We start from the raw sequence: 20659 nt of genomic DNA, 5'->3' as shown, positions 1-20659 counted from the left end.
ATATGTTGAGTAGAACTGCCTCGGATTTGTATTGGATGTCGCGCTACCTGGAGCGCGCGGAAAACCTCGCGCGCATGCTCGATGTCAGTTATTCGCTGTCGCTGATGCCCCAGGACGGGCGCGGCGATGGCCTGCATGAACTGGCGATGCCGCTGCTGATCACCGGCACCCTCGACGATTACCGCGAGCGCCACGGTGAACTGCACGCCGAACGCTTGCTGCACTTCTTCGCCCTGGATGCTGCCAACCCGGCCAGCATCTACAGCTGCCTCGGCGCTGCACGCGCCAGTGCCCATGCCGTGCGTGGGCGAATCACCGCCGATATGTGGGAAAACATCAACGCCACCTGGCTGGAAATTCGCGACATCGCCCAGCAAGGCCTGAGCCGCTACGGCATGAGCCGGTTCTGCGAATGGGTCAAGGAGCGGTCCCACCTGTTTCGGGGTGCCACCTACGGCACCATCATGCGTAACGACGCGTTTCGCTTCATTCGTCTGGGCACGTTTATCGAAAGGGCCGACAACACCTTGCGCCTGTTGGATGCCCGCTACGAAATGGCCGGCGACCAGGCCGAAGCCGTCACCGATGGCACCGCCCACGCCTACTATCAGTGGAGTGCATTGCTGCGGGCCTTGTCATCGTTCGAGGCCTACACCGAGATCTACCGCGACGCTCCCGGCGCCCGCCAAGTCGCCGAGCTGTTGCTGCTGCGCGCCGATGTTCCGCGTTCGCTGCGAGCCTGCAGTGAAGAGATCGACCAGATCCTTGGCAGCCTGCCCGGCATCAACGGTCGCCCGGCCCAGCGCCTGGCGGCCGAGATGGACGCGCGCCTGCGCTATACCGCCATCGACGAAATTCTCAAGGAAGGCCTGCACGCTTGGCTGACCGACTTCATCCCTCTCGTGCGCGAGCTGGGTGACGCTATTTACAGTTCCTACCTGGAGGCGGCATGAGACTTTCCATCAGCCACGAAACCACCTACCACTACGAAGACCAGGTGCGTGCCAGCATCCAGTACCTGCGCCTCACGCCCCATGACAGCGAGCGCCAGCACGTTCTCAGCTGGCAGTTGGACTTGCCTCGACCGGTGCGGGCGCAACTGGACCCGTTCGGCAATATCCTGCACGTGTTGACCCTGGACGAGCCCCATGAAGCCATCATCATTGGGGCCCGTGGCCAGGTGGATATCGACGAATTGCGCGAGGCTGAGCATGAAAGCCAGTCGGCCTTCCCGTTCCTGCGCTGCACCCGGTTGACCGAGCCGGACGACGCCCTGCGCAGCTTTGCCGAAAAGCACTGCCACCAGCGTCGCGACCGCAGTGCGTTGATCGACCTGATGCACGCGCTGAACCAGTACATGACCTATTCGCCGGGTTCCACTGAAGTCGACACCTGCGCCGCCAAGGCGTTTGCCGGGCGCGCCGGGGTGTGCCAGGACCACACCCACGCCTTCCTCGCCTGCGCCCGCAGCCTGGGCATTCCGGCGCGTTATGTGTCGGGGTATTTGTACAGCGAAGATTGCGAGCACCTGGCCAGCCACGCCTGGGCCGAAGCCTGGCTGGATGACGCCTGGTACAGCTTTGACGTGACGAACCAACTGGCGCGGCCGGAGCGGCATTTGAAGCTGGCGGTGGGCCTGGATTACCTGGACGCGTGCCCGGTGCGGGGCATGCGCCGTGGGGGAGGGCATGAGCAGATGCATGCCAAGGTATTTGTGGCGCCGACACCGGTGATTTCGGTGCAGCAGCAGTAGGATTCTGGGAGAGAGGGAGCTTTTCTTGGCCGGAGAGCTCCCTGTGGCAGGAAAGCTTTTTGTGGTGAGGGAGCTTGCTCCCGCTGGGCAGCGAAGCGGCCCCAAAACCTGCCCCCGAGTTCTATCTGGAGAAATGCGATCGTCTGATGGGGGCTGCTGCGCAGCCCAGCGGGAGCAAGCTCCCTCGCCACAGGTTTGCCGGAGCCTTAAGGCTGCTTTCTGCCTGCCATATGCTTCAAATACCCCACCAGCAGGTCCAGGTCCGCATCCGGCAGCACACTGGCAGCAAACGCCGGCATCTTCGCCTGCGGCCAATGCCGCATGCTTTGCGGGTCGCGGATGTAGCGCTTGAGGAAATCCCCGGCGAAATATTCGGTGGGGTTGTAAGGAATATTCAGGTCCGGCCCCACTTGCGCATCGCCGGCACCGTTCAGGCGATGACACGCCAGGCAGTTCTTCTGGAACAGCGCGAAACCTTGATTTACCGGGTCATTCGCCGCCAGCTTCGGGTCCGGCAGTAACGCTGGAAAGCGCTCCGCAACTGTCTTCAACTGCTTGATTCCGGAGATCTGAAACGGCCATTGCTCAGGGCTGATATTTCCCGCCTGCGGGTCCGTCCACACCAGATAAAAAGGCCCGGCACTGGGTTTGCCGTCTGCCAGCGGCGGCCATGGATGCGCCGGATCTTCCACGGCCAACCATGCCCGTGCACCGCTTTTTGACAGCAGCGGCGCCGCCGTCAGTTCAGCGGCAAAGCCGTCGAGGGCCACCGCCTGCAGATGATTTTCCGGCTTGAGGCCCGGCAACAGCGCCGCCAGCGGCACCGCGCGATAGGTCATGTTGCGCTTGTAGGAAACGTCATCAACGACCTGCACCGTCTGCGCATCCGGGCGCTTGAGCAGTTCGGTTGTTTCCCAGGTTTTGCTGGCGTGATCCAGCTCGACGGTCAATTGCGCGGCGTGCGCCGGCAGGGCCAGCAGCAGGGTCAGGAGGACGATGATCTGTTTCAAGGAAGGGCCACATATCGGGAAAGGCGGTGGAGCTCACGATACCGCAAAATCACAAAATTTCGGCGCGCAAAACGGCAGCTCCTGACGGGATCGCTATGCGCAATATCCCGAAAGGCGCTGCCAAAGGCTGCGATCCTGGCGCTGTGTGTGCGCAGAATGTGGAGTGCGAGTGGTCACCCAATAACCTTGGTTAGATTGGGCAAGATCAGAATCAGGGTGGTGGCGAAAAGAATAAGTCCCGCCTGCCGTACTTTCGAATGCTTGAACATGGCTGACTGCCTTTTGTTGTTATTCCTGAGCGTCAAATGCGTGCCTGTCGATTTAACTATGACGGTGCTGCATGACTCTTTTCTTACAGTTTCTACAGGTGCTCCAGCAAAACCCGGCAGCAACCCTTTACCTCTCCTACAGATTCAACCTTAGAGCCCTCGTTCTACATGGCTTAGATCCATTTCATCTCATTCGATGCGAAAATCTTATTAAAAACGCATGAGGCCAATTGCCAGCCAGACGCCAGCCCTCCGGCTAGACAGCTAAAACGATTAATCAACCGATTCCCGTAGCTTCCTACCGTTCGTCTGAGCGTGAGCGTCAAGGTCAATGAGCGGTTCGGTCATTGAATCCGGCGCCCCGGCGCCTAAGGTAAGGGCACGATTCGTTGCGCAGTCATTCGAGGACATCATGACCCAAGCTTTGATCTTTGATGCGATACGCACGCCCCGGGGCAAAGGCAAGGCTGATGGCGCCTTGCACAGCGTCAAGCCGGTAAACCTGGTGGCCGGCTTGCTGACGGCGCTGCAACAGCGCACCGACCTCGACACGCGGCAAGTGGATGACATCGTCCTCGGCTGCGTCACACCGATTGGCGACCAGGGCGCTGACATCGCCAAGACCGCCGCCCTGGTGGCGGACTGGGACGTCAGCGTCGCCGGTGTGCAGATCAACCGCTTTTGCGCCTCGGGCCTGGAGGCCGTGAACCTCGGCGCGATGAAAGTGCGTTCCGGGTTTGAAGACCTCGTCGTGGTGGGCGGTGTCGAATCCATGTCCCGCGTGCCCATGGGCAGCGACGGCGGCGCCTGGGTGCTTGACCCGCAAACCAATATGCACAGCCACTTCACGCCGCAGGGCATCGGCGCCGACCTGATCGCCACGCTGGAAGGCTTCACCCGCCACGACGTCGATGCCTTTGCCCTGCACTCCCAGCAGAAAGCGGCACGGGCCAGATCAGACGGTTCCTTCAACAAGTCGCTGATCGCGGTGCAGGACCAGAACGGCATCGTGCTGCTGGATCAGGATGAGTTCATCCGCGCCGACTCCACCCTGGAAGGCCTCGGCAAACTCAAACCCAGCTTCGAAATGATGGGCCAGATGGGCTTCGACGCCACGGCCTTGCGGGTCTACAGCCACGTCGAGCGCATCAACCATGTGCACACACCGGGCAACAGTTCCGGGATCGTCGACGGTGCGGCGTTGATGCTGATCGGCTCCGAAGCCAAGGGCCGCGAGCTCGGCCTGCAACCCCGGGCGCGGATCGTCGCCACGGCGGTCACCAGCACCGAACCCACCATCATGCTCACCGGCCCGGCGCCGGCCACCCGCAAGGCCCTGGCCAGGGCGGGGCTGCGGGTGGAAGACATCGACCTGTTCGAGGTCAACGAAGCGTTTGCCTCGGTGGTGCTCAAGTTCATCAAGGACATGGGCATTGACGCCACCCGGGTCAATGTCAACGGCGGCTCCATCGCCATGGGCCACCCGCTGGGCGCCACGGGTTGCGCGATTCTCGGCACGTTGCTCGACGAACTGGAGGTGCGCCAGCAGCGGTACGGCCTGGCCACCCTGTGTGTCGGCGGCGGCATGGGTATCGCCACCATCATCGAACGCCTCTGAGCCTAAGGAACCCATCATGACCGACGCCATTCGTTACGAAAAAGGCCAGGACCAGATTGTGGTGCTGACCATCGACATGCCCGGCCAGAGCGCCAATACCATGAACGGGGTGTACCGCGAGGCCATGGCGGCCACCGTCGCCCGGCTGGCCGCCGAGAAGGATTCGATTGCCGGTGTGATTATCACCTCGGCGAAAAAGACCTTCTTTGCCGGCGGTGACCTCAATGAATTGATCAAGGTCGACAAGCCCCACGCCAAGGAATTCTACGACAGCGTGTTGCTGCTCAAGGCGCAACTGCGCACCCTGGAAACCCTCGGCAAACCGGTGGTGGCCGCCATCAATGGTGCGGCGCTGGGCGGTGGCTGGGAGATTTGCCTGGCGTGCCAGCACCGCGTGGCGCTGGACCATAAATCGGTACAAATCGGCCTTCCGGAAGTGACCCTTGGCCTGTTGCCGGGCGGCGGCGGTGTGGTGCGCATGGTGCGCATGCTGGGGCTGGAAAAGGCCTTGCCCTACTTGTTGGAAGGTAAAAAGATTACGCCGCAGCAGGCGCTGCAAGCCGGGTTGATTGACGAGCTGGCGGCCGACCGTGACGAGCTGCTGGCCAAGTCCCGGGCGTGGATCCGGGCCAATCCGGAGGCGAAACAGCGTTGGGACATCAAGGGTTATCAGATCCCTGGCGGCACACCGTCCAACCCGAAAGTCGCGCAAATGCTCGCCATCGCACCCTCGATACTGCGCGCCAAAACCAACGCCTGCTTCCCGGCCCCGGAGAAAATCCTGTGTGCCGCCGTGGAAGGCGCCCAGGTGGATTTCGACACCGCGCACCTGATCGAGACCCGCTACTTCACCGAGCTGGTCACCGGGCAAGTGGCGAAGAACATGATTGGCACCTTCTGGTTCCAGCTCAATGAAATCAACGCCGGCAGCTCGCGGCCCAAGGGCTTTGCACCGTATGTGACACGCAAGGTCGGCGTGCTCGGCGCCGGGATGATGGGCGCCGGCATTGCCTACGTCAGCGCCTCGGCAGGCGTTGAGGTGGTGCTCAAGGACGTCAACCTGGCGGCGGCGGAGAAGGGCAAGGCCCACTCGGCAGGGTTACTGGACAAGAAGGTCGGCCGTGGGCAATTGACCGCTGAGCAGCGGGAAACCATCCTCGCGAGGATTGTTCCTACCGAATCCGATGCCGATCTTGCTGGCTGCGACCTGATCATCGAAGCCGTGTTCGAAGACCGTGAGCTCAAGGCCAGGGTTTCGGCTGCCGCACACAGTGTGGTGGGTGCCGAAGCGGTGATCGCCTCCAACACCTCCACCTTGCCCATCAGCGGCCTGGCCACGGCGGTCCCCGACCAGGGCAAGTTTATCGGCCTGCACTTCTTCAGCCCGGTGGACAAGATGCCCCTGGTGGAAATCATCAAGGGCGCCCGCACCAGCGACGAAACCCTGGCTCGGGGTTTTGATTTCGTACTGCAAATCAAGAAAACCCCGATCGTGGTCAACGACAGCCGCGGCTTCTTCACCTCGCGGGTGTTCGGCACCTTCACCAACGAAGGCATCGCCATGCTCGGCGAAGGCGTGGCCGCGCCGATGATCGAGACCGAGGCGCGCAAGGCCGGCATGCCGGTGGGGCCGCTGGCGGTCTCTGACGAAGTTTCCCTCAGCCTGATGAGCCATATCCGCCAGCAGACGGCCAAGGACCTGCAGGCCGAGGGCAAGCCGTTACCCCAGCATCCGGCGTTTGCCGTAATCGACCTGTTGCTCAACGAATACAAGCGTCCGGGCAAGGCGGCGGGGGGCTTCTACGATTACCCGGCGGGCGGGCAGAAACACCTGTGGCCGCAACTGAAAAGCCGCTTTGAAAGGCCCGGCCAACGGATCTCGGCGCAGGACGTGCGCGACCGTCTGCTGTTTATTCAGGCCATCGAAACCGTGCGTTGTGTGGAGGAGGGCGTGTTGATGTCGACGGCCGATGCCAACGTCGGCTCGATCTTCGGTATCGGCTTTGCCGCCTGGAGCGGCGGGGCGCTGCAGTTCATCAACCAGTACGGCCTGAACGACTTCATCGCCCGGGCGCGTTACCTGGCCGAGCAATATGGTGAGCGCTTCACGCCTCCGGCTCTGTTGTTGGAGAACGCTGCACAGAACGCGACCTTCTGACGGGTTTGGGCATGTGCGGGGCTTGCCTTGGAAGGGTATTTCAAGGCAGGCTCTGGGGGTGTTCATTATTCCCATCGCCGTGTCAGGTATTTTTTATGTCGTTACGCGTGTGCATCCTGGAAACCGATATCCTGCGTCCCGGGCTGATCGATCAGTACCAAGGGTACGGGCAGATGTTCAAGCGCCTGTTCTCCAAGCAGCCGATTGCCGCCGAGTTCGTCGTCTATAACGTGGTGCAGGGTGAATACCCGACGGATGACGAAGTGTTCGACGCCTACCTGGTGACGGGCAGCAAGGCCGACTCCTTTGGCACCGATCCATGGATCCAGACCCTCAAGACCTACCTGCTGGACCGCCATGCACGCGGCGACAAGCTGATCGGCATCTGCTTCGGCCATCAGTTGCTGGCACTGCTGCTGGGCGGCAAGACAGAGCGGGCGACCAAAGGCTGGGGCATGGGCATCCATGACTACAAACTGAACGCCAAGGCCCCGTGGATGAGCCCGGTGGTGGAAGAACTGACGCTGTTGATCAGCCATCAGGACCAGGTCACCACCTTGCCGGAAAACGCCACGGTGATTGCTTCCAGCGAGTTCTGCCCGTTTGCGGCGTACCACATCGAAGACCAGGTGCTGTGCTTCCAGGGCCACCCGGAATTTATCCACGACTATTCCCGCGAGTTGCTGGAGATTCTTCAGACAACCCTGGGGGAAAAGGTCTACACCAATGGCGTGGCCAGCCTGGAACGAGACCACCACGGCGTCACCGTGGCGGAATGGATGATGCGGTTTGTGGCGCACAAACCAGAAGCCGGCGCGGCTTGACGCACAATAATGTAGGAGCTGGCTTGCCTGCGATGCAGACACCTCGGTTTTTCAGTAAAACCCAGGTGATGCGATCGCAGGCAAGCCAGCTCCCACCGTTTGATCTTCTGCACATTGAAGAGAGTTTTACAGCCAGCCTGAGCGCTTGAAACTGGCCCACAACCCCGAACACCCCACCGCAATAAACCCCAGCACCGCAAAATAGCCGTAGTGCCATTGCAGCTCCGGCATGTTCTGGAAGTTCATCCCGTAAATTCCGGCCACCGCCGTCGGGAACGCCAGAATCGCCGCCCACGCGGCAAACTTGCGCTGCACCACGCTTTGGCGCTGGGCTTCCAGCAACACCCCGATCTCGATGGTCTGGCTGGCGATATCCCGCAGGGTGGTCAGGTCTTCCATCTGCCGCGTGACGTGAATCTGCACGTCGCGAAAGTACGGACGCATGTTCTTGTCAATAAACGGAAAACTCAGCTTCTGCAGCTCCTGACTGATCTCCACCATCGGCGCTACATAACGCTTCAGCCGCAGCACATCGCGGCGCAGGCCGTGGAGTTTTTGGATGTCGTGTTCATTCAGGGAGTTGCACAGCACATTGCGCTCCAGCTCATCGACCTCGGCATGAATCGCCTCGCTCACGGGCTGGTAGTTCTCGGTGACGAAATCCAGCAGCGCATAGAGTACGAAATCTTCCCCATGCTCCAGCAGCAGTGGCCGCGCCTCACAGCGCTGGCGCACATAGCCGTAGGACGCCGAATGGCCGTTGCGGGCAGTGATGATGTAGCCGTTGCCGGCAAAGATATGGGTCTCGATAAACTCCAGCTTGCCGTTATCGCGCACCGGCGAATAGGTCACGATAAACAGCGCATCGCCGAAGGTTTCAAGCTTGGGCCGGCTGTGTTTTTCCAGGGCATCTTCGATGGCCAGTTCGTGCAGGTTGAACTGGCGCTGCAGGTTGGCCAGTTCCAGGGCACTGGGCTCTTCCAGGCCGATCCATACAAAGTGGTCCGGCTTGGCGGCCCAGGCGGCGCCTTCGTCGAGGGTGATATCGGTGACTTTCTTTCCGGCGCTATAGACGGCGGCCGCAACAACTCTACCCATAGTGCTGATCGCTTCTTCTTGAATGGCAGATGACAACTGTCAGGCAGCTTAGCCTGCCCTGCCCAATCAGAGTCAGCAAATTCGGCGGGGTTCAGCCGTGATTGCAGGTGTGGTTTGCAACTCGCGATCCATCGCCTCGATGCAGTCGCGCATTTGCTCGCGGCAGGTCTGCATTAACAGCGGCATGTCATCCATCGTCAGCCCCTTCGTAGGAATCGGCGGCAACGAGCGAATCAGAATATCGCCACTGTTCCAGCGGTTGAGCTTCATCTGCTTCACATAGGTGCTGACACACACCTGCACAATCGGCACGCCTGCGGCGATTGCCATCTGGAACGCGCCCTTCTTGAACGGCAGCAACGTCTCACCGAAGTTACGCGTGCCTTCGGGGAACACCCAGATCGAGGTGTCTGCGTGTTGCAACGTGTGGGTGGTGGTCAGCATCGAGCGCCGGGCCTTGTGCGCGTTGCCCCGGTCGATCAACACATTGCCCGCCAGCCAGAACAACTGGCCGAACAACGGCACCCACTTCAGGCTCTTCTTGCCGATACACACCGTGCGGTACGGCACCACGGTGCCAAACACAAACAGGTCGTAGTTGGATTGATGGTTGGCAATGATCACGCAACTGCTGGGTTTGTTGCGCAGCGAGTCGACATCAGCCTTCACCCGCAGGCGCAACAGCCACATCGCCGGCACGGCATACAGGCGCGCACAGTAACGGCTGTTGTCCGGATTGAACGGCCGACAGATCCCCAGCAGCACGCCCAGCACGCCCGCAATCATAAAATGCAGGCCCATCAACAACATGCGTAACAAAAAAAGCATCGACACAGCCCATCGGGACAAAAGGTGGCGCAGTGTACGGATGTGCACTGTATTCGGCAATTGCCCCTATAGAGTCAGGAGATAGGCGATGTTTAAGCGCATGTTTCAACAAGACGTGACAGACACTGTCTAGAGCGGTTGTAGGCAATCCGGAATTCTTTGTAAGAAAAAGCCCGACTCAAGGTCGGGCTTCGATTCAGCAGGCGCAGGTTTGATTAACCCAAGTGCCCCTGATCCTGAATGATCGCGTCATCCAGGGCTTCCAGCAGCGCCTTACGCACCTTCAGCTTGGTGTGCTTGTGGGCGTTCATATTGATCTTCTTCAACTGGCGAGCTGCCTCCAGCGCTGCGGCCTGCAACTCATCCGGTGCGACCACCTTGTCCAGGAACCCGGCGCCCAATGCGTCCTGCGGGTTAAACATCTCGGCGTTGATTACCGAACGGTGGAACGCCGACTTGCGCAGACGATCCCGCGCCAGCTCGATCCCGGCGTGGTGCATGGTCATGCCGATCATCACTTCATTCAGGCCAATGCTGAACGGCCCGTCGACACCAATCCGGTAATCCGCCGACAACAACAGGAACGCACCCTTGGCCACCGCGTGCCCTGGGCACGCCACGATCACCGGGAACGGGTGCGACAACAGGCGGCGGGCGAGGGTGGAACCCGACGTTACCAGACTCACTGCTTCTTTAGGGCCGGCGGTCATCACCTTCAAATCATAGCCACCGGACAAAATCCCCGGCGTGCCCGTGATGATCACCACCGCCCGATCCTTCTCGGCCTGATCCAGCGCTTGATTAAACGCACTGACCACTGCCGGCGAAATGGCATTCACCTTGCCGTTGCTCAGGGTCAGGGTCGCGATACCGTCTTCGAGGTGGTAGGCAATCAACTCACTCATGACGCGATTCCTTGTAATGCTTGTAATAGAAGGACAGACGGCAGACGTTACCCACCGCGCCCGCCCTGGTAAAGCGCCGTGACTGACTACCCAGTCAGACTTTTCCCGCATGCCCGCCCGCAGGCAGCCTTCGGCAGGGCGCAGCAGCTACTATAGACAAGCGCCACGAGTGCCCGAGAATGGCAGAATCGCCGTGGTGCGCATGGCGCCGCAGAGGGCTGGAACGGCATAACCGCCTAAGCGCATGAAAATTCTGAAAAAAACCTTTGCCATCGGAAAAGCTTTCGACTACATTAGCGCGCCTCGACAGACTGAATCAGTTTGACGAGATACGGTGAAGTGTCCGAGTGGCTTAAGGAGCACGCCTGGAAAGTGTGTATACAAGAAATTGTATCGAGAGTTCGAATCTCTCCTTCACCGCCAAATTTGAAACGACTAAACCCCTGAAAACGTTAAAGTTTTCAGGGGTTTTGTGTTTTCAGGGGGGTGCAAAAAGGCCCGCATGGGAACAATGATGGGAATGATCGTAGTTTTTGAGGTGTGTCTCTCTCAGCCATGAGGTGCTGAGTGGTCCGTGTTTTTTCAGGCTAGGAGCGACGAAACATTCCTTTGGCGAGAGGCTGGTTCGGCACACCTTAGCTGTGGTATTACCGTGGCATCACAACGGGAGATTGGCTGGAAATGAATCCATTCGCATCCATGCATCAAGACAATGTCACCATCGTAAAGCCAGATGGGCGGCGTTTAGGGCCTTATAAAACGAATGTCGGCTCCAAAGGAGCTACGATTTTTGAAGTTGTATTAGATGTTGATGTTGATGACCTTTTAGAGAGGGTCTTGCCAGGAAACAAAGTAGAGCTATATACAATAACGGATGCGCATTATTCCCAAGGATCTATTGGTATCGGCCCTCACTGGTCTCTAAAATTGCGTAAAGGCCCGGTGAAAAATACTGATCCGGTAAAACAAACAACGATCAATATAAATAACTCTACCGGCTTCCAAGTAGGCGATCACAACACTCTGCATATTGAGCAAGGTGTCTCGGAACTGATCAAGCGAATTGAGCAAAGTGGTAGGCCTGAAGCTGAGATAAAGGAGGCCAAGAAGGGCGTAGCGGAAATGCTGAAGCACCCTCTGGTGACCTCTATCCTTGGTTCTGCTGTAGGCGGTCTAGTAAAGCTGCTTGGTTAAAATCAGATGCCTTGGCGGACTGTGTTTTAGCAGCCCGCTCTCAACTGCCCCTGCTGTTGATTGTCTTATATCTCCAAGGCGTGCTGCAGCATGCTGATGACATCAGGGCCATCTTCGTTGATCCACATGCTGTAGTGCTGCCGAATCATATTCGCACTGATGTGGCCCATCTGCTCCGCGATCCAGTCAACTAAAGCCGCGCCGGTGGTAAGCAGTTGACTGGCGTAAGTATGACGGCACTGGCCAGGCCCGCGATATCGAACGCCGGCCGCTTTCAAATGCGCCTTGAAGAACCTGTCCCTCACGACAAAGTCGCTGACGTGCGGCCGGCCGCTCTTGGTGTTCAGGAATACGAAGTGCAGGTTGTGCTTGCGGACGTCTTGTTGTCCCGCTCGACGACATCCACCGTATCCACGGTCTTGAGCGGTTGAAGCGTTCACTTTTGGTGATCCCGCTCCCGTGCAGGATAGCCGGGAGATCCTCGACTACCTGGAGTGCTGGGCCAATGGGCGTTGGTTTGAAACCCCGATGTCCATGGACGGCCTGGCGAAAACGACCCGGGCCAGCGTGTACCTGCAGTCAGGGTTGAATTTCAAGCGCAACATGCTCGCCCGCACGTTCGTTCCCCACCGGCTGTTGAGCCGCCAGGCCTTTGAGCAGTTCGCTCTGGACTGGCTCTGGTGTGGCAATTGCTACCTGGAAAAGCGCAACAACATGCTCCGTAACACCATGGGCTTGCTGCCTCCATTGGCCAAGTACATGCGCCGGGGTGTGGACATGGAGATCTATTACCAGGTGCGTGGCTGGAAGGATGAGCACGAGTTTGCCCCTAGTTCGATCTGCCACTGCGCGAGGCCGATATCAACCAGGAGATCTACGGCCTGCCGGAGTGGCTGGCAGCGCTGCAAAGTGCGCTGCTCAACGAGAGCGCCACGCTGTTCCGACGCAAGTACTACAACAACGGCAGTCACGCCGGTTTCATCCTGTACATGACCGACGCGGCGCAGAAGGAAGAGGACATCGACTCACTGCGCACCGCGCTGAAGAACTCGAAAGGGCCAGGCAACTTTCGAAATCTGTTCGTGTACGCGCCGGCCGGGAAGAAGGACGGCATTCAGCTCATCCCGGTGAGTGAGGTCGCTGCCAAGGACGAATTCAGCTCGATCAAGAACACCAGCCGCGACGACTTGCTCGCGGCGTTACGCATTCCACCCCAGTTGATGGGCATCGTGCCGCAGAACGCGGGCGGTTTTGGGTCGTTGCGGGAGGCTGCTGAGGTTTGGGCGGTCAACGAGCTGGAGCCGTTGCAGGCGAGGCTGGCTCAGGTAAACGAGTGGCTGGGTGAAGAGGTTGTCAGCTTCAAGGAATTTGAGCTTCCAACGGGGGATAAGTAGTCCCCCGTGCAGTAAACGAGGCGACGAGCTGGTAGGGTGACACTTGCTCGACGCTGGCTTACTCAACTAACTTGAAGTTTAAACTCCTGTATGTTCACCATATTAGTGTTCCGTTGGATTCTACGCCATCTGCGTTCCTTAATACTTCAAAGTCATATGCGCCATATTTGTACTTTTTGTTGATTTTTAATACAAAAGTTGCTCCTATTTTTAATGTGCGCTCCACAGAGTTTGGCTTGAATGCATAGTTTCGAGATGACTCAAGAGCTACTCCGCTGTAAATGATGGCATCTAAATTAGGGTTTCGGCTGAATATCAAGTTGGCTAAAGTTCTAGAGTGGATGTAGTCACTTTTTTTTGCCTCTTTGTCTTTCAATAGGGACGAAAAAAAAGAATCAGTGAAAATAACGCTTTTTCCGACGTCGTGCGGCATTTTACCCACGTAATCATTTAGGAGTTTTCCAACTGTTTCGGATGATAAGCCTGATCCCCACCTGTGCATGTGGGTAAGTTCGCCAATGGATCCGCAGCGTATTTTTTGATTTGGTAATTGCTCAAATGCAACTATGTGTATGAAGTCCCCTTCTTCTGCGCCGATTTCAATAAGAGTTGAATACTGATTGGTGGATGTATACAAAATCGGGTCATTTGCTTCATTAAGCCGCCCCGATTGTGTCAATGCTATAGGGGGGCTTCCCAGCTCAGATATATTTATAAATCCTTTTTCGGTGGGGCATTTTCGTGCTCGCCAAAATGCCTTGTTGTAGTTGAACTCGTAATTTATTATCTGATAGTGGTCAAGTATAAAGTTTAGTTTTTCGCGGATGAAGTTTGCGTCAGTGCTTTTTAATATTTTCGTCGTTAAATCATCAAGAAATCCGAGATGAAGTGTGGTGAAGTTCATTAACGCGCTTCCTGTTGAATGTTATGAGTAGTTTTATTCTTTATCCTGGATCTCACGGGATAATTGTGTGGGCTCAATCAATTGTCTACCCTGGTTTTTCACGTTCCCCACATCCTTTATGACACGGAACCAGTCAAAAGCTTCGGATGGTTCGCCCTGATGCAGCACCATCTGCTCGGCGCGATCTTTGGGCGTGGCCGGATCCAACCATTCCCGGGCCAGGTCCGGCGTCAGCACCACGGGCCGCCGGTCGTGTATGTCCACCATGCCGCCGGCACTGTCCGCGGTGATGATCACGAAGCCGTCATGTTCGCCCGAGCCTTTATCGCTTTCGGGGAGCTGGCCAATGGCGGCGCACAGCACTGGTGCGCCATCTCGCCTGCGGATCAGGTAGGGCTGCTTCTTCGCTCCACCTTCGTCCACCCACTCAAACCAGTTATCGAAGGGCGTGATTGCCCTGTGCGGCCAGATCGCGCGGAAGAACGGGCCGTGGGCGACCTTCTCTACGCGTGCATTGATCGGCGCGGCGCGATCCTTGGCCCAGTGCGGCCGCCATCCCCAGCGCACCAGGTCGGCGTGCAGCAGATCACCCTGCAGGTGGAGCAATGCGACTTGGGTGGACGGCGCTACGTTGTACCGCTCCAGGGGTAATTCACCCACGGTGTTCGCCAGGGCGTTGGGCATGCTCAGCGCCGCAACGAAGTCGTGAATACCGTTGTACTGGGAAAGTCTTCCACACATGGCCAAGTCCTCAATCCGAAACCTGAGCTTAGACGATGGTTTTCGGGCGAGACATCAGGTCGTTCAGCATTCCGCGTAGTGTTGCGGCTTCGCGTTTGCTGGATCCCTCCGATGTTCTGAGGGCGTCGATTTGCTTGCGCATGGTCGCGGCTTCAGTGCCTCTCTCAGCAAGGAACCCTCTGAACTGGGTCTTTACTGCTTCGGCCTCAGCCAGCATCTGCACCAAGCCGTGAATGTCTTCCCTCGCTTTACGCAGCTGCAGGTTTAGTTCCTGGATCTCGTTCTCCAGTAGGCGGGCGTGCTGTTTGTGCATTTCGAGAGGCGTGGGGATGCCAAGCCACCCGCAGGTGTCTTCGTCGATGTTCATGGGGTGTGATTCCGAATGCTGTATGTTCATACAGTAATCGAGGTTGGCAAGTTGTGGGATTTTGGGCGACGAGCTGTAGGAGGTTGGGCCAGTGGCGTGCTACGTCGCGCAACCCGGGGAGTTGACGTGCTACATGCGGGACTGTGACGTGCTTCATCACCCGACGCGCGCCGTCGTCCCCCCACCACGCCTGCGGGCTAAATGTGTCGCTTTTTCTGCGCCCCTGCACTCAGTCCACGCCGGCCCTGTGTGGGGCCGCGTGCACAAATTTGTGGCCTAATAAGCCTGCGAATCCCTGCGAGAACAGGGAAATTCTCGGAGGTGGCTCGGGAAAGGGTTAGTTTTTGAAAATGGGGTTAGTTATGGTTAGGTTTAAGGTTATAAATCTATAAGATGCTGATTTATAAGGGTTTTATTTTTTTGGTTTTTAACAGTTATAAAGGTTAGGAAATTACCTCTCATAACCCTATAGCTAACCTATGGCACCTGCCGCAAAGCCGCGCAGAACGAGGACTTCAGAACGATTAGCAAAAAACTAACCTTTCTAACCTCTTTCCCATGGGTCAACATGAAAAGCCGAATGCACGTAGGGGGTTGGTGCTGGAAAAGGTCCATCAGATTTTGTGCACGCACCCTGCTGCACAAACACGTCCAGGATTACAGTAACGGTCACACAGCTCTGTGTTGCGTCAACCGGATACCGCTGGAAGCCTTGAATATAGTGGAGCGGGTGAAGGGAATCGAAGCCTCGTTATTAGTTTGAAAAACTAAGTCAATACAATTTAACTTCACTACGATACCAATATCTTTAAGGGGCTCAGCCTAAGCCGGAGCCCCAGTTTTCATGAGTTTTATTTTTCTATGGGAGGGGCTCAATCTATTGCGTCTATAACTTCTTCAAGAAGTTCCGGGGAGTCGAGTATCGCCCATCTCAAGAACGCCGAGTATTCCTGTTTTTTACTCATTAGGTTTTTTATTCTTAAGATTGCGTCTTTTTTTTCCGAGTCTAACGCGTCATCATCGATGTATGTGTTTATATGTGAAAGCAGTTGTGCGTACCGTCTGTAGACCTTTTTTCTTAGGTAGGTCCCTGTTATATCTTTGTTTCCAGTATTGTCATCAGTGAATATTTTTTGGATTAGAGTCGCTGTTTGAATGGTTTTGGGGTCGGCGTTCGTTGCTTCTATTAAAACGGTTTTAACGTATGGAGTCATTGGAGGCGCGTGCCGGATTAGCCGCAAAACGTCGAGCGAAGAATCTGTGCAGTTTATTAGGTTGTTGTATAGGTGCCGTTTAAAATTGTTGCACCTTGCGCAAGCAAGAAATAAGTTTTGCCAATCGTACATTTTCTCAATGTCGTCTTGGTGTGCGTCAAAGTGCTCAACATTGAGGCTAAGAGGGTCCTTGGTTTCGCAGATATAACATTTATCGTAGAATGCTTTGCGCAATAGTTGCAGCACGTCACTGCCTGTCCAGCTTTTTTTATCTGCTAACGAGGCAGGCGGGACTATCGGTCGCTCCACATTGAACATTTAATTGTTCTCCGCTTTCGATTTAATGATTTTGTTGGCAGCTATTTGATAGAACATTTCTGACTCAGCGTCTAACACGTCTATATAAGGAGTGATAGTGCTTAATAAATGTTCCGCTGTTTGACGGTCAAAAATGTCGGATTTGGTGATTTCTGTCAGTTCGTTAATTGCATCTTCCAATTTTTTTGAGATCGGAGGTACGCCAAGTAAGCCCTCCACTACGGACTCATAGGAAAACATTGATAATTCAGCTGCGGTTTTGCAAGTTGTCATATCAAATATTACCGCGCTATCTACAGAAGTCAGTACAAATGGAGAGTGCGTTGTGACAATGAATTGAATGTTAGGGAATGAGGCTGTAAAGAATGGTAGGATTTTTCGTTGTAATGAAACGTGCAGATGCGCATCAATTTCATCAATAATCACAACGCCCGACAGGTCGGATGGCTTAATTTGTGCGTATTCGGTATGCATAAGCAGGTCGGCATATATGTCGAATATTGCAAGGTAACCAGATGATAAGCTCTGAAAAGTATATTGAGGCTTGCCGTCCTGGGAAATGAAAAATCTCAGTTGGTCTGGAGCGAAGACAAGTCGCGTAGATTGGTCTTCGAACAAATATTTGATGTTTTGAGTGAACGAATCTATCCATGATTCAGCATGAATAGGCCGTTCACCAAGTTCGCCGGCTTGCATCGCTAAAGCGCTTCTAACTTTAAGATTTACCAGGTGTTGCTCTAGGTTATTTCCCATAGGCATACCTGAGTTGATTGATTGTAAGTCTGGCTTTGATGCGGTTGCCGAAGTAACGGTGGAAATTGCTGCTTTACGGTCTGCAGCAAAAAAACGGATAGTGGATATTTTGTTTTTATATGATTCCATGGCTCCGTATGGGTCGTTATACTCTAAGTCAATAGGGCCGAGAACCGAAGCCAGTACTTGTGTAATGTGCTGAAGATTTTGCTCGTATTGTATGCGGGATGCTTCACTGATGTTAGGGTCGTTTAGTGCTTGTTCGAAAGCAAGTATGTTGCTCTTGTAGCCTGGTATGTTGTGGAAGTTTTGTTGGGCGATTTGAGTTTGTAATGTTTGGTAAATTGCTGATGCAAGTGAGGTTTTTCCTGAACCATTTCCGCCTGCGATTATAAGGTTTTTACCATCGAGTCGAATGTCTATGTTCTTGTTTGAGTTTATTACTGTGCCATTAATGTGGTTTATAAGTTTCATGTTGCCTGCTTTATTTGGTGGATGGCTCGAGGAAAGGCCACCTCGGCAGTTTGTTCTGAGGGCGGGGCTAGGACTCAAGCTAGGCCCGGACTCGGTTAGCAGTGAAGCATAGCATTTTGATAGTGCAGACCTAAGGTCGAAGCGAGGTCGGACGAAAAATGAATGGTACTAAATTGATACGAGGATATTTTGTACAGGCTGAAGCGCAGTGATTACGGGTGGTTTTTTGTTAGTTTGTCCAATCCATCATGGGGGTGACTGAATCGCCCCGGATTCTCTAGACACCTTGTAAGCTCATTGCGTGACGCTTTTCAAACTCTACCGGTGACAGCTGATTGTTGAAACCATGGCGGCGTTTTGCGTTGTAGAACATTTCGATGTAATCAAACACATCACTGCGAGCATCTTCCCGCGTGGTGTAGATTTTTCGCTTGATCCGTTCCCGTTTCAGAAGCTGGAAAAAGCTCTCGGCCACGGCGTTGTCATGACAATTGCCTCGGCGGCTCATGCTGGCAACCAAATTGTTTGCCTTCAAAAAACTGCGCCAATCGGAGCTGCTGTACTGGCTGCCCTGGTCGGAATGAACCATCACCTCTTGTTTCGGTTTTCGCCTCCAAACCGCCATCAATAACGCATCAATGGCCAAATCACTGGTCATCTGCGCCTTCATTGACCAGCCAATGACCTGACGAGAAAACAGATCCAGCACCACCGCCAAATACAACCAACCTTCATACGTACGAATGTAGGTGATGTCGGTGACCCAAATTTTGTTAGGTTCTACGACATCGAACTGGCGCTTCAGTAAATTGGGTGAGGCGACCGCTGGCTTACCGCCGTATTTGCCAGGACGGCGTCGATACCCTGTCTGAGAGCGCAGACCTTCAAGACGCATCAGCCTCGCCACACGATGCCGACCACAAGCTTCACCGACCTCGCGCAGGTCGTATGGATTTTGCGAGAGCCATAAACTCCGCCGCTCTCCAGCCACGAGTGCTTGATCAAACCCAGCAATCGCTGGTCGTCTTTAGCGCGTGCAGATTGCGGCTCAGACAACCAAGCGTAATAACCACTGGGATGGACTTTCAGCGTCAGGCAAAGCCGTCGAATGGAATAGTCGCCCGCGCGCTGCTTGATAAAGGCGTACTTCAGCCGCACTCCTTGGCAAAGTACGCGGCGGCCTTTTTTAAGATGTCTCGCTCTTCAGTGACCCGCTTGAGTTCCGCTCGCAGACGACGCAGTTCAGCGTGCTGATCGTCGTCTTGCTGCCGTTCTGCCTGAGGTTTGCTGTAGCGCTTTATCCAGGCATAGAGGCTATGCGTCGACACGCCAAGACGCGCCGCCACATCAGCGACAGGCAGCTTCTTTTCGGTCACTTGATTGACCGCTTGGATTTTGAATTCTTCGGGATAACGTGGGTTGCTCATGGCACCTCCTGATTGGCCTCAGTTTAAGGCATGGAGGTGTCTACGAAACCCGGGGCGATTCAAAGGGTGCGCAGCCCTCGTCCGGCAGGGCGTACCGCTCGCCATAGGCTTAGTACGAAACCTGGCGTACCTTTCATAGTAAGGTTGCGGCCACCAACCATCACAGGATTTGAAGGTTACCCATGCGTTTACTCTTTCCGCTGGCCGTGAGTTTGACCCTTATCGGCTGCGCCACCACTAAAACCGACGTTCGCAACGAAGCACAAATCAGCCAATACGACCCGGCCCACACAGCCCGCGTCCGCCTGATCACGGGTGACACCTCCAATGCGGGCTTCCTCAGTGGCCAGACCTGCGAGATGTTTTACAACGAGACCCTTCTGACCAAGACTCCGGAAGAAGCGGGATGGCAAACAGCGCATGTTGACTCGGCGGGTCTCTACCCTTTTCGAGCGACAGACAGCCAGAACAGCGTGATTGGCATGCCTGCCAGCAAAGCGAGCAAAGCCATCAACCAATCGCCCAAGGTGTTTGACGAGCATGTCATCCCGGCCGGTAAACCCTTTATCGCAGGGTTCGCCATGGGAGGTTCGCAAATGTCCTGCTTTCCCGCGCCTGTCACGCTTGTCCCCGAACCCGGCAAAGATTACGAAATGGAACTTCAACTCGTAAAATTCAGTACGTTCAAGGCAGGCTGCGTGATTGCCGTTCGCCAACTCTCCAATCAGGGCAATACAACGGTTGAAACACCGCTAAGGCCGCAGGTGTGTGCCAAGACCCCGTCGGGTTGGTACACCGTCAATGCGGCGCCTTTGCCCTGAAGCTTCAGACGCAGAGTTTCTGGGGGTTGAATATATGGTTTGCAAGGTGAAATCCACACCGCCGATTTTTGGTGCGTAAGGAACGAACAAAACCGGAGTAACTGACTTATGACCAGCAAGCTTCGCATCTCTGCTGTGCAACCAGTTGCCGGCAAGCATGCCATCGAAATTGAGTGGAACAACGGCAAGCGGCATACCGTTGATCTCACTGATCACATAAATACCTTTCCGATTTTAAAACCCCTTCAGGACTTGACTCTATTGGGTCGGGTTGAAGTCGGTGAGTGGGGCTTTGACGTGACTTGGGGCAATGACCTTGAGTTGTCCGCCGTCACCTTGCATCGTTTGGCACTGGAGCAGTCCGGCGAGGTCATGCTGACGCAGGACTTCAGAAAGTGGATGCTCAGCAACAACCTGTCGCTCTCCGCCGCGGCTGTAGAGCTGGGCTTCACCCGTAGGACTATTACTTCCTACAGCAGCGGGGCCGCTCTGATTCCCAAGCACGTGGGGTTGGCGTGTAAGGGGTGGGAGTACGAGCATAAGGCTCGTGGCACGCGTTGCGTTTAGATTGGTAATGTTCGCAAAAAAG

General features: G+C 55.8%; 17 protein-coding genes, 1 tRNA gene and 4 pseudogenes. 10 read left to right on the top strand and 12 right to left on the bottom strand.

The window, feature by feature from the left end; all coding sequences use genetic code 11:
- Positions 1 to 2: 2 nt before the first annotated feature.
- Positions 3 to 953: an alpha-E domain-containing protein gene (locus JFV30_RS20615; RefSeq protein ID WP_010165965.1), complete on the top strand. Its 951-nt coding sequence runs from the start codon at positions 3 to 5 to the stop codon at positions 951 to 953.
- Positions 950 to 1753: a transglutaminase family protein gene (locus JFV30_RS20610; protein ID WP_010165966.1), complete on the top strand. Its 804-nt coding sequence runs from the start codon at positions 950 to 952 to the stop codon at positions 1751 to 1753. Before JFV30_RS20615 ends, JFV30_RS20610 begins: the two co-directional genes overlap by 4 nt.
- 206 nt (positions 1754 to 1959) lie before the next feature.
- Here the strand turns inward: JFV30_RS20610 and JFV30_RS20605 are convergent, their stop codons facing one another.
- Positions 1960 to 2763: a c-type cytochrome gene (locus tag JFV30_RS20605; RefSeq protein ID WP_201125059.1), complete on the bottom strand. Its 804-nt coding sequence runs from the start codon at positions 2761 to 2763 to the stop codon at positions 1960 to 1962.
- Positions 2764 to 3444: 681 nt separating this feature from the next.
- Between JFV30_RS20605 and JFV30_RS20600 the strand changes: the two genes are divergently transcribed.
- The 3 genes from JFV30_RS20600 (at position 3445) to JFV30_RS20590 (ending at position 7632) form a co-directional block, all read left to right on the top strand.
- Positions 3445 to 4650, top strand: a complete 1206-nt coding sequence (locus tag JFV30_RS20600; RefSeq protein ID WP_201125058.1) for an acetyl-CoA C-acetyltransferase — start codon at positions 3445 to 3447, stop codon at positions 4648 to 4650.
- Positions 4651 to 4666: 16 nt separating this feature from the next.
- The gene (locus JFV30_RS20595; protein ID WP_201125057.1) at positions 4667 to 6808 is read left to right on the top strand and encodes a 3-hydroxyacyl-CoA dehydrogenase NAD-binding domain-containing protein; all 2142 of its coding nucleotides are present in this window, start codon (positions 4667 to 4669) and stop codon (positions 6806 to 6808) included.
- Between the two features lie 95 nt (positions 6809 to 6903).
- Positions 6904 to 7632 carry an amidotransferase gene (locus tag JFV30_RS20590; protein WP_201125056.1) on the top strand — a complete coding sequence of 243 codons (729 nt, stop codon included), beginning with the start codon at positions 6904 to 6906 and terminating at the stop codon, positions 7630 to 7632.
- A 126-nt stretch (positions 7633 to 7758) separates the two neighbouring features.
- Here the strand turns inward: JFV30_RS20590 and JFV30_RS20585 are convergent, their stop codons facing one another.
- The 3 genes from JFV30_RS20585 to JFV30_RS20575 all read right to left on the bottom strand — a co-directional run bounded on the left by JFV30_RS20585 (position 7759) and on the right by JFV30_RS20575 (position 10463).
- A complete protein-coding gene (locus JFV30_RS20585) occupies positions 7759 to 8730 on the bottom strand; it encodes a magnesium and cobalt transport protein CorA (RefSeq protein WP_169385988.1) in 972 nt (323 codons plus the stop codon).
- Positions 8731 to 8802: 72 nt separating this feature from the next.
- The gene (locus JFV30_RS20580) at positions 8803 to 9558 is read right to left on the bottom strand and encodes a lysophospholipid acyltransferase family protein (RefSeq protein WP_010165976.1); all 756 of its coding nucleotides are present in this window, start codon (positions 9556 to 9558) and stop codon (positions 8803 to 8805) included.
- A gap of 215 nt (positions 9559 to 9773) precedes the next feature.
- The gene (locus JFV30_RS20575) at positions 9774 to 10463 is read right to left on the bottom strand and encodes a crotonase/enoyl-CoA hydratase family protein (RefSeq protein WP_201125055.1); all 690 of its coding nucleotides are present in this window, start codon (positions 10461 to 10463) and stop codon (positions 9774 to 9776) included.
- A gap of 333 nt (positions 10464 to 10796) precedes the next feature.
- Here JFV30_RS20575 and JFV30_RS20570 point away from each other — a divergent pair.
- Positions 10797 to 10886: transfer RNA gene (locus JFV30_RS20570), tRNA-Ser, on the top strand.
- A 258-nt stretch (positions 10887 to 11144) separates the two neighbouring features.
- Positions 11145 to 11657, top strand: coding sequence for an RIP homotypic interaction motif-containing protein (locus JFV30_RS20565; RefSeq protein ID WP_201125054.1), 513 nt, complete (start codon positions 11145 to 11147; stop codon positions 11655 to 11657).
- Positions 11658 to 11722: 65 nt separating this feature from the next.
- Here the strand turns inward: JFV30_RS20565 and JFV30_RS20560 are convergent.
- Positions 11723 to 12066 (bottom strand): annotated as a pseudogene (locus JFV30_RS20560) (site-specific integrase); the annotation flags it as partial.
- Positions 12067 to 12083: 17 nt separating this feature from the next.
- Between JFV30_RS20560 and JFV30_RS20555 the strand changes: the two are divergent.
- Positions 12084 to 13051 (top strand): annotated as a pseudogene (locus JFV30_RS20555) (phage portal protein); the annotation flags it as partial.
- Between the two features lie 94 nt (positions 13052 to 13145).
- On the opposite strand, the gene JFV30_RS20550 reads toward JFV30_RS20555, so the two are convergent.
- The 7 genes and pseudogenes from JFV30_RS20550 to JFV30_RS20525 form a co-directional block, all read right to left on the bottom strand.
- Entirely contained in the window at positions 13146 to 13955 is an 810-nt protein-coding gene (locus JFV30_RS20550) for an RES domain-containing protein (protein WP_201125053.1), read from the bottom strand.
- A gap of 33 nt (positions 13956 to 13988) precedes the next feature.
- Positions 13989 to 14696: an SOS response-associated peptidase family protein gene (locus JFV30_RS20545; protein WP_201125052.1), complete on the bottom strand. Its 708-nt coding sequence runs from the start codon at positions 14694 to 14696 to the stop codon at positions 13989 to 13991.
- 28 nt (positions 14697 to 14724) lie between these two features.
- A complete protein-coding gene (locus JFV30_RS20540; protein ID WP_201125051.1) occupies positions 14725 to 15063 on the bottom strand; it encodes a hypothetical protein in 339 nt (112 codons plus the stop codon).
- An 872-nt stretch (positions 15064 to 15935) separates the two neighbouring features.
- Positions 15936 to 16277: a hypothetical protein gene (locus JFV30_RS33305; protein ID WP_242487110.1), complete on the bottom strand. Its 342-nt coding sequence runs from the start codon at positions 16275 to 16277 to the stop codon at positions 15936 to 15938.
- A gap of 90 nt (positions 16278 to 16367) precedes the next feature.
- Positions 16368 to 16595, bottom strand: a pseudogene (locus JFV30_RS33700) (HNH endonuclease); the annotation flags it as partial.
- Complete coding sequence (locus JFV30_RS20530; protein ID WP_201125049.1) at positions 16596 to 17822, bottom strand: AAA family ATPase; 1227 nt, start codon at positions 17820 to 17822, stop codon at positions 16596 to 16598.
- A gap of 277 nt (positions 17823 to 18099) precedes the next feature.
- Positions 18100 to 19249: pseudogene (locus JFV30_RS20525) on the bottom strand (IS3 family transposase).
- Positions 19250 to 19431: 182 nt separating this feature from the next.
- On the opposite strand from JFV30_RS20525, the gene JFV30_RS20520 reads away from it, so the two are divergent.
- Together JFV30_RS20520 and JFV30_RS20515 are read left to right on the top strand one after the other, a co-directional pair.
- The gene (locus JFV30_RS20520) at positions 19432 to 20070 is read left to right on the top strand and encodes a hypothetical protein (RefSeq protein ID WP_201125048.1); all 639 of its coding nucleotides are present in this window, start codon (positions 19432 to 19434) and stop codon (positions 20068 to 20070) included.
- Between the two features lie 108 nt (positions 20071 to 20178).
- Positions 20179 to 20637: a DUF2442 domain-containing protein gene (locus JFV30_RS20515; RefSeq protein WP_201125047.1), complete on the top strand. Its 459-nt coding sequence runs from the start codon at positions 20179 to 20181 to the stop codon at positions 20635 to 20637.
- Positions 20638 to 20659 lie beyond the last annotated feature (22 nt).

This window comes from Pseudomonas sp. TH32, assembly GCF_016650855.1.
GTDB lineage: Bacteria > Pseudomonadota > Gammaproteobacteria > Pseudomonadales > Pseudomonadaceae > Aquipseudomonas.
This window is presented reverse-complemented; position numbering and strand designations above follow the sequence as displayed.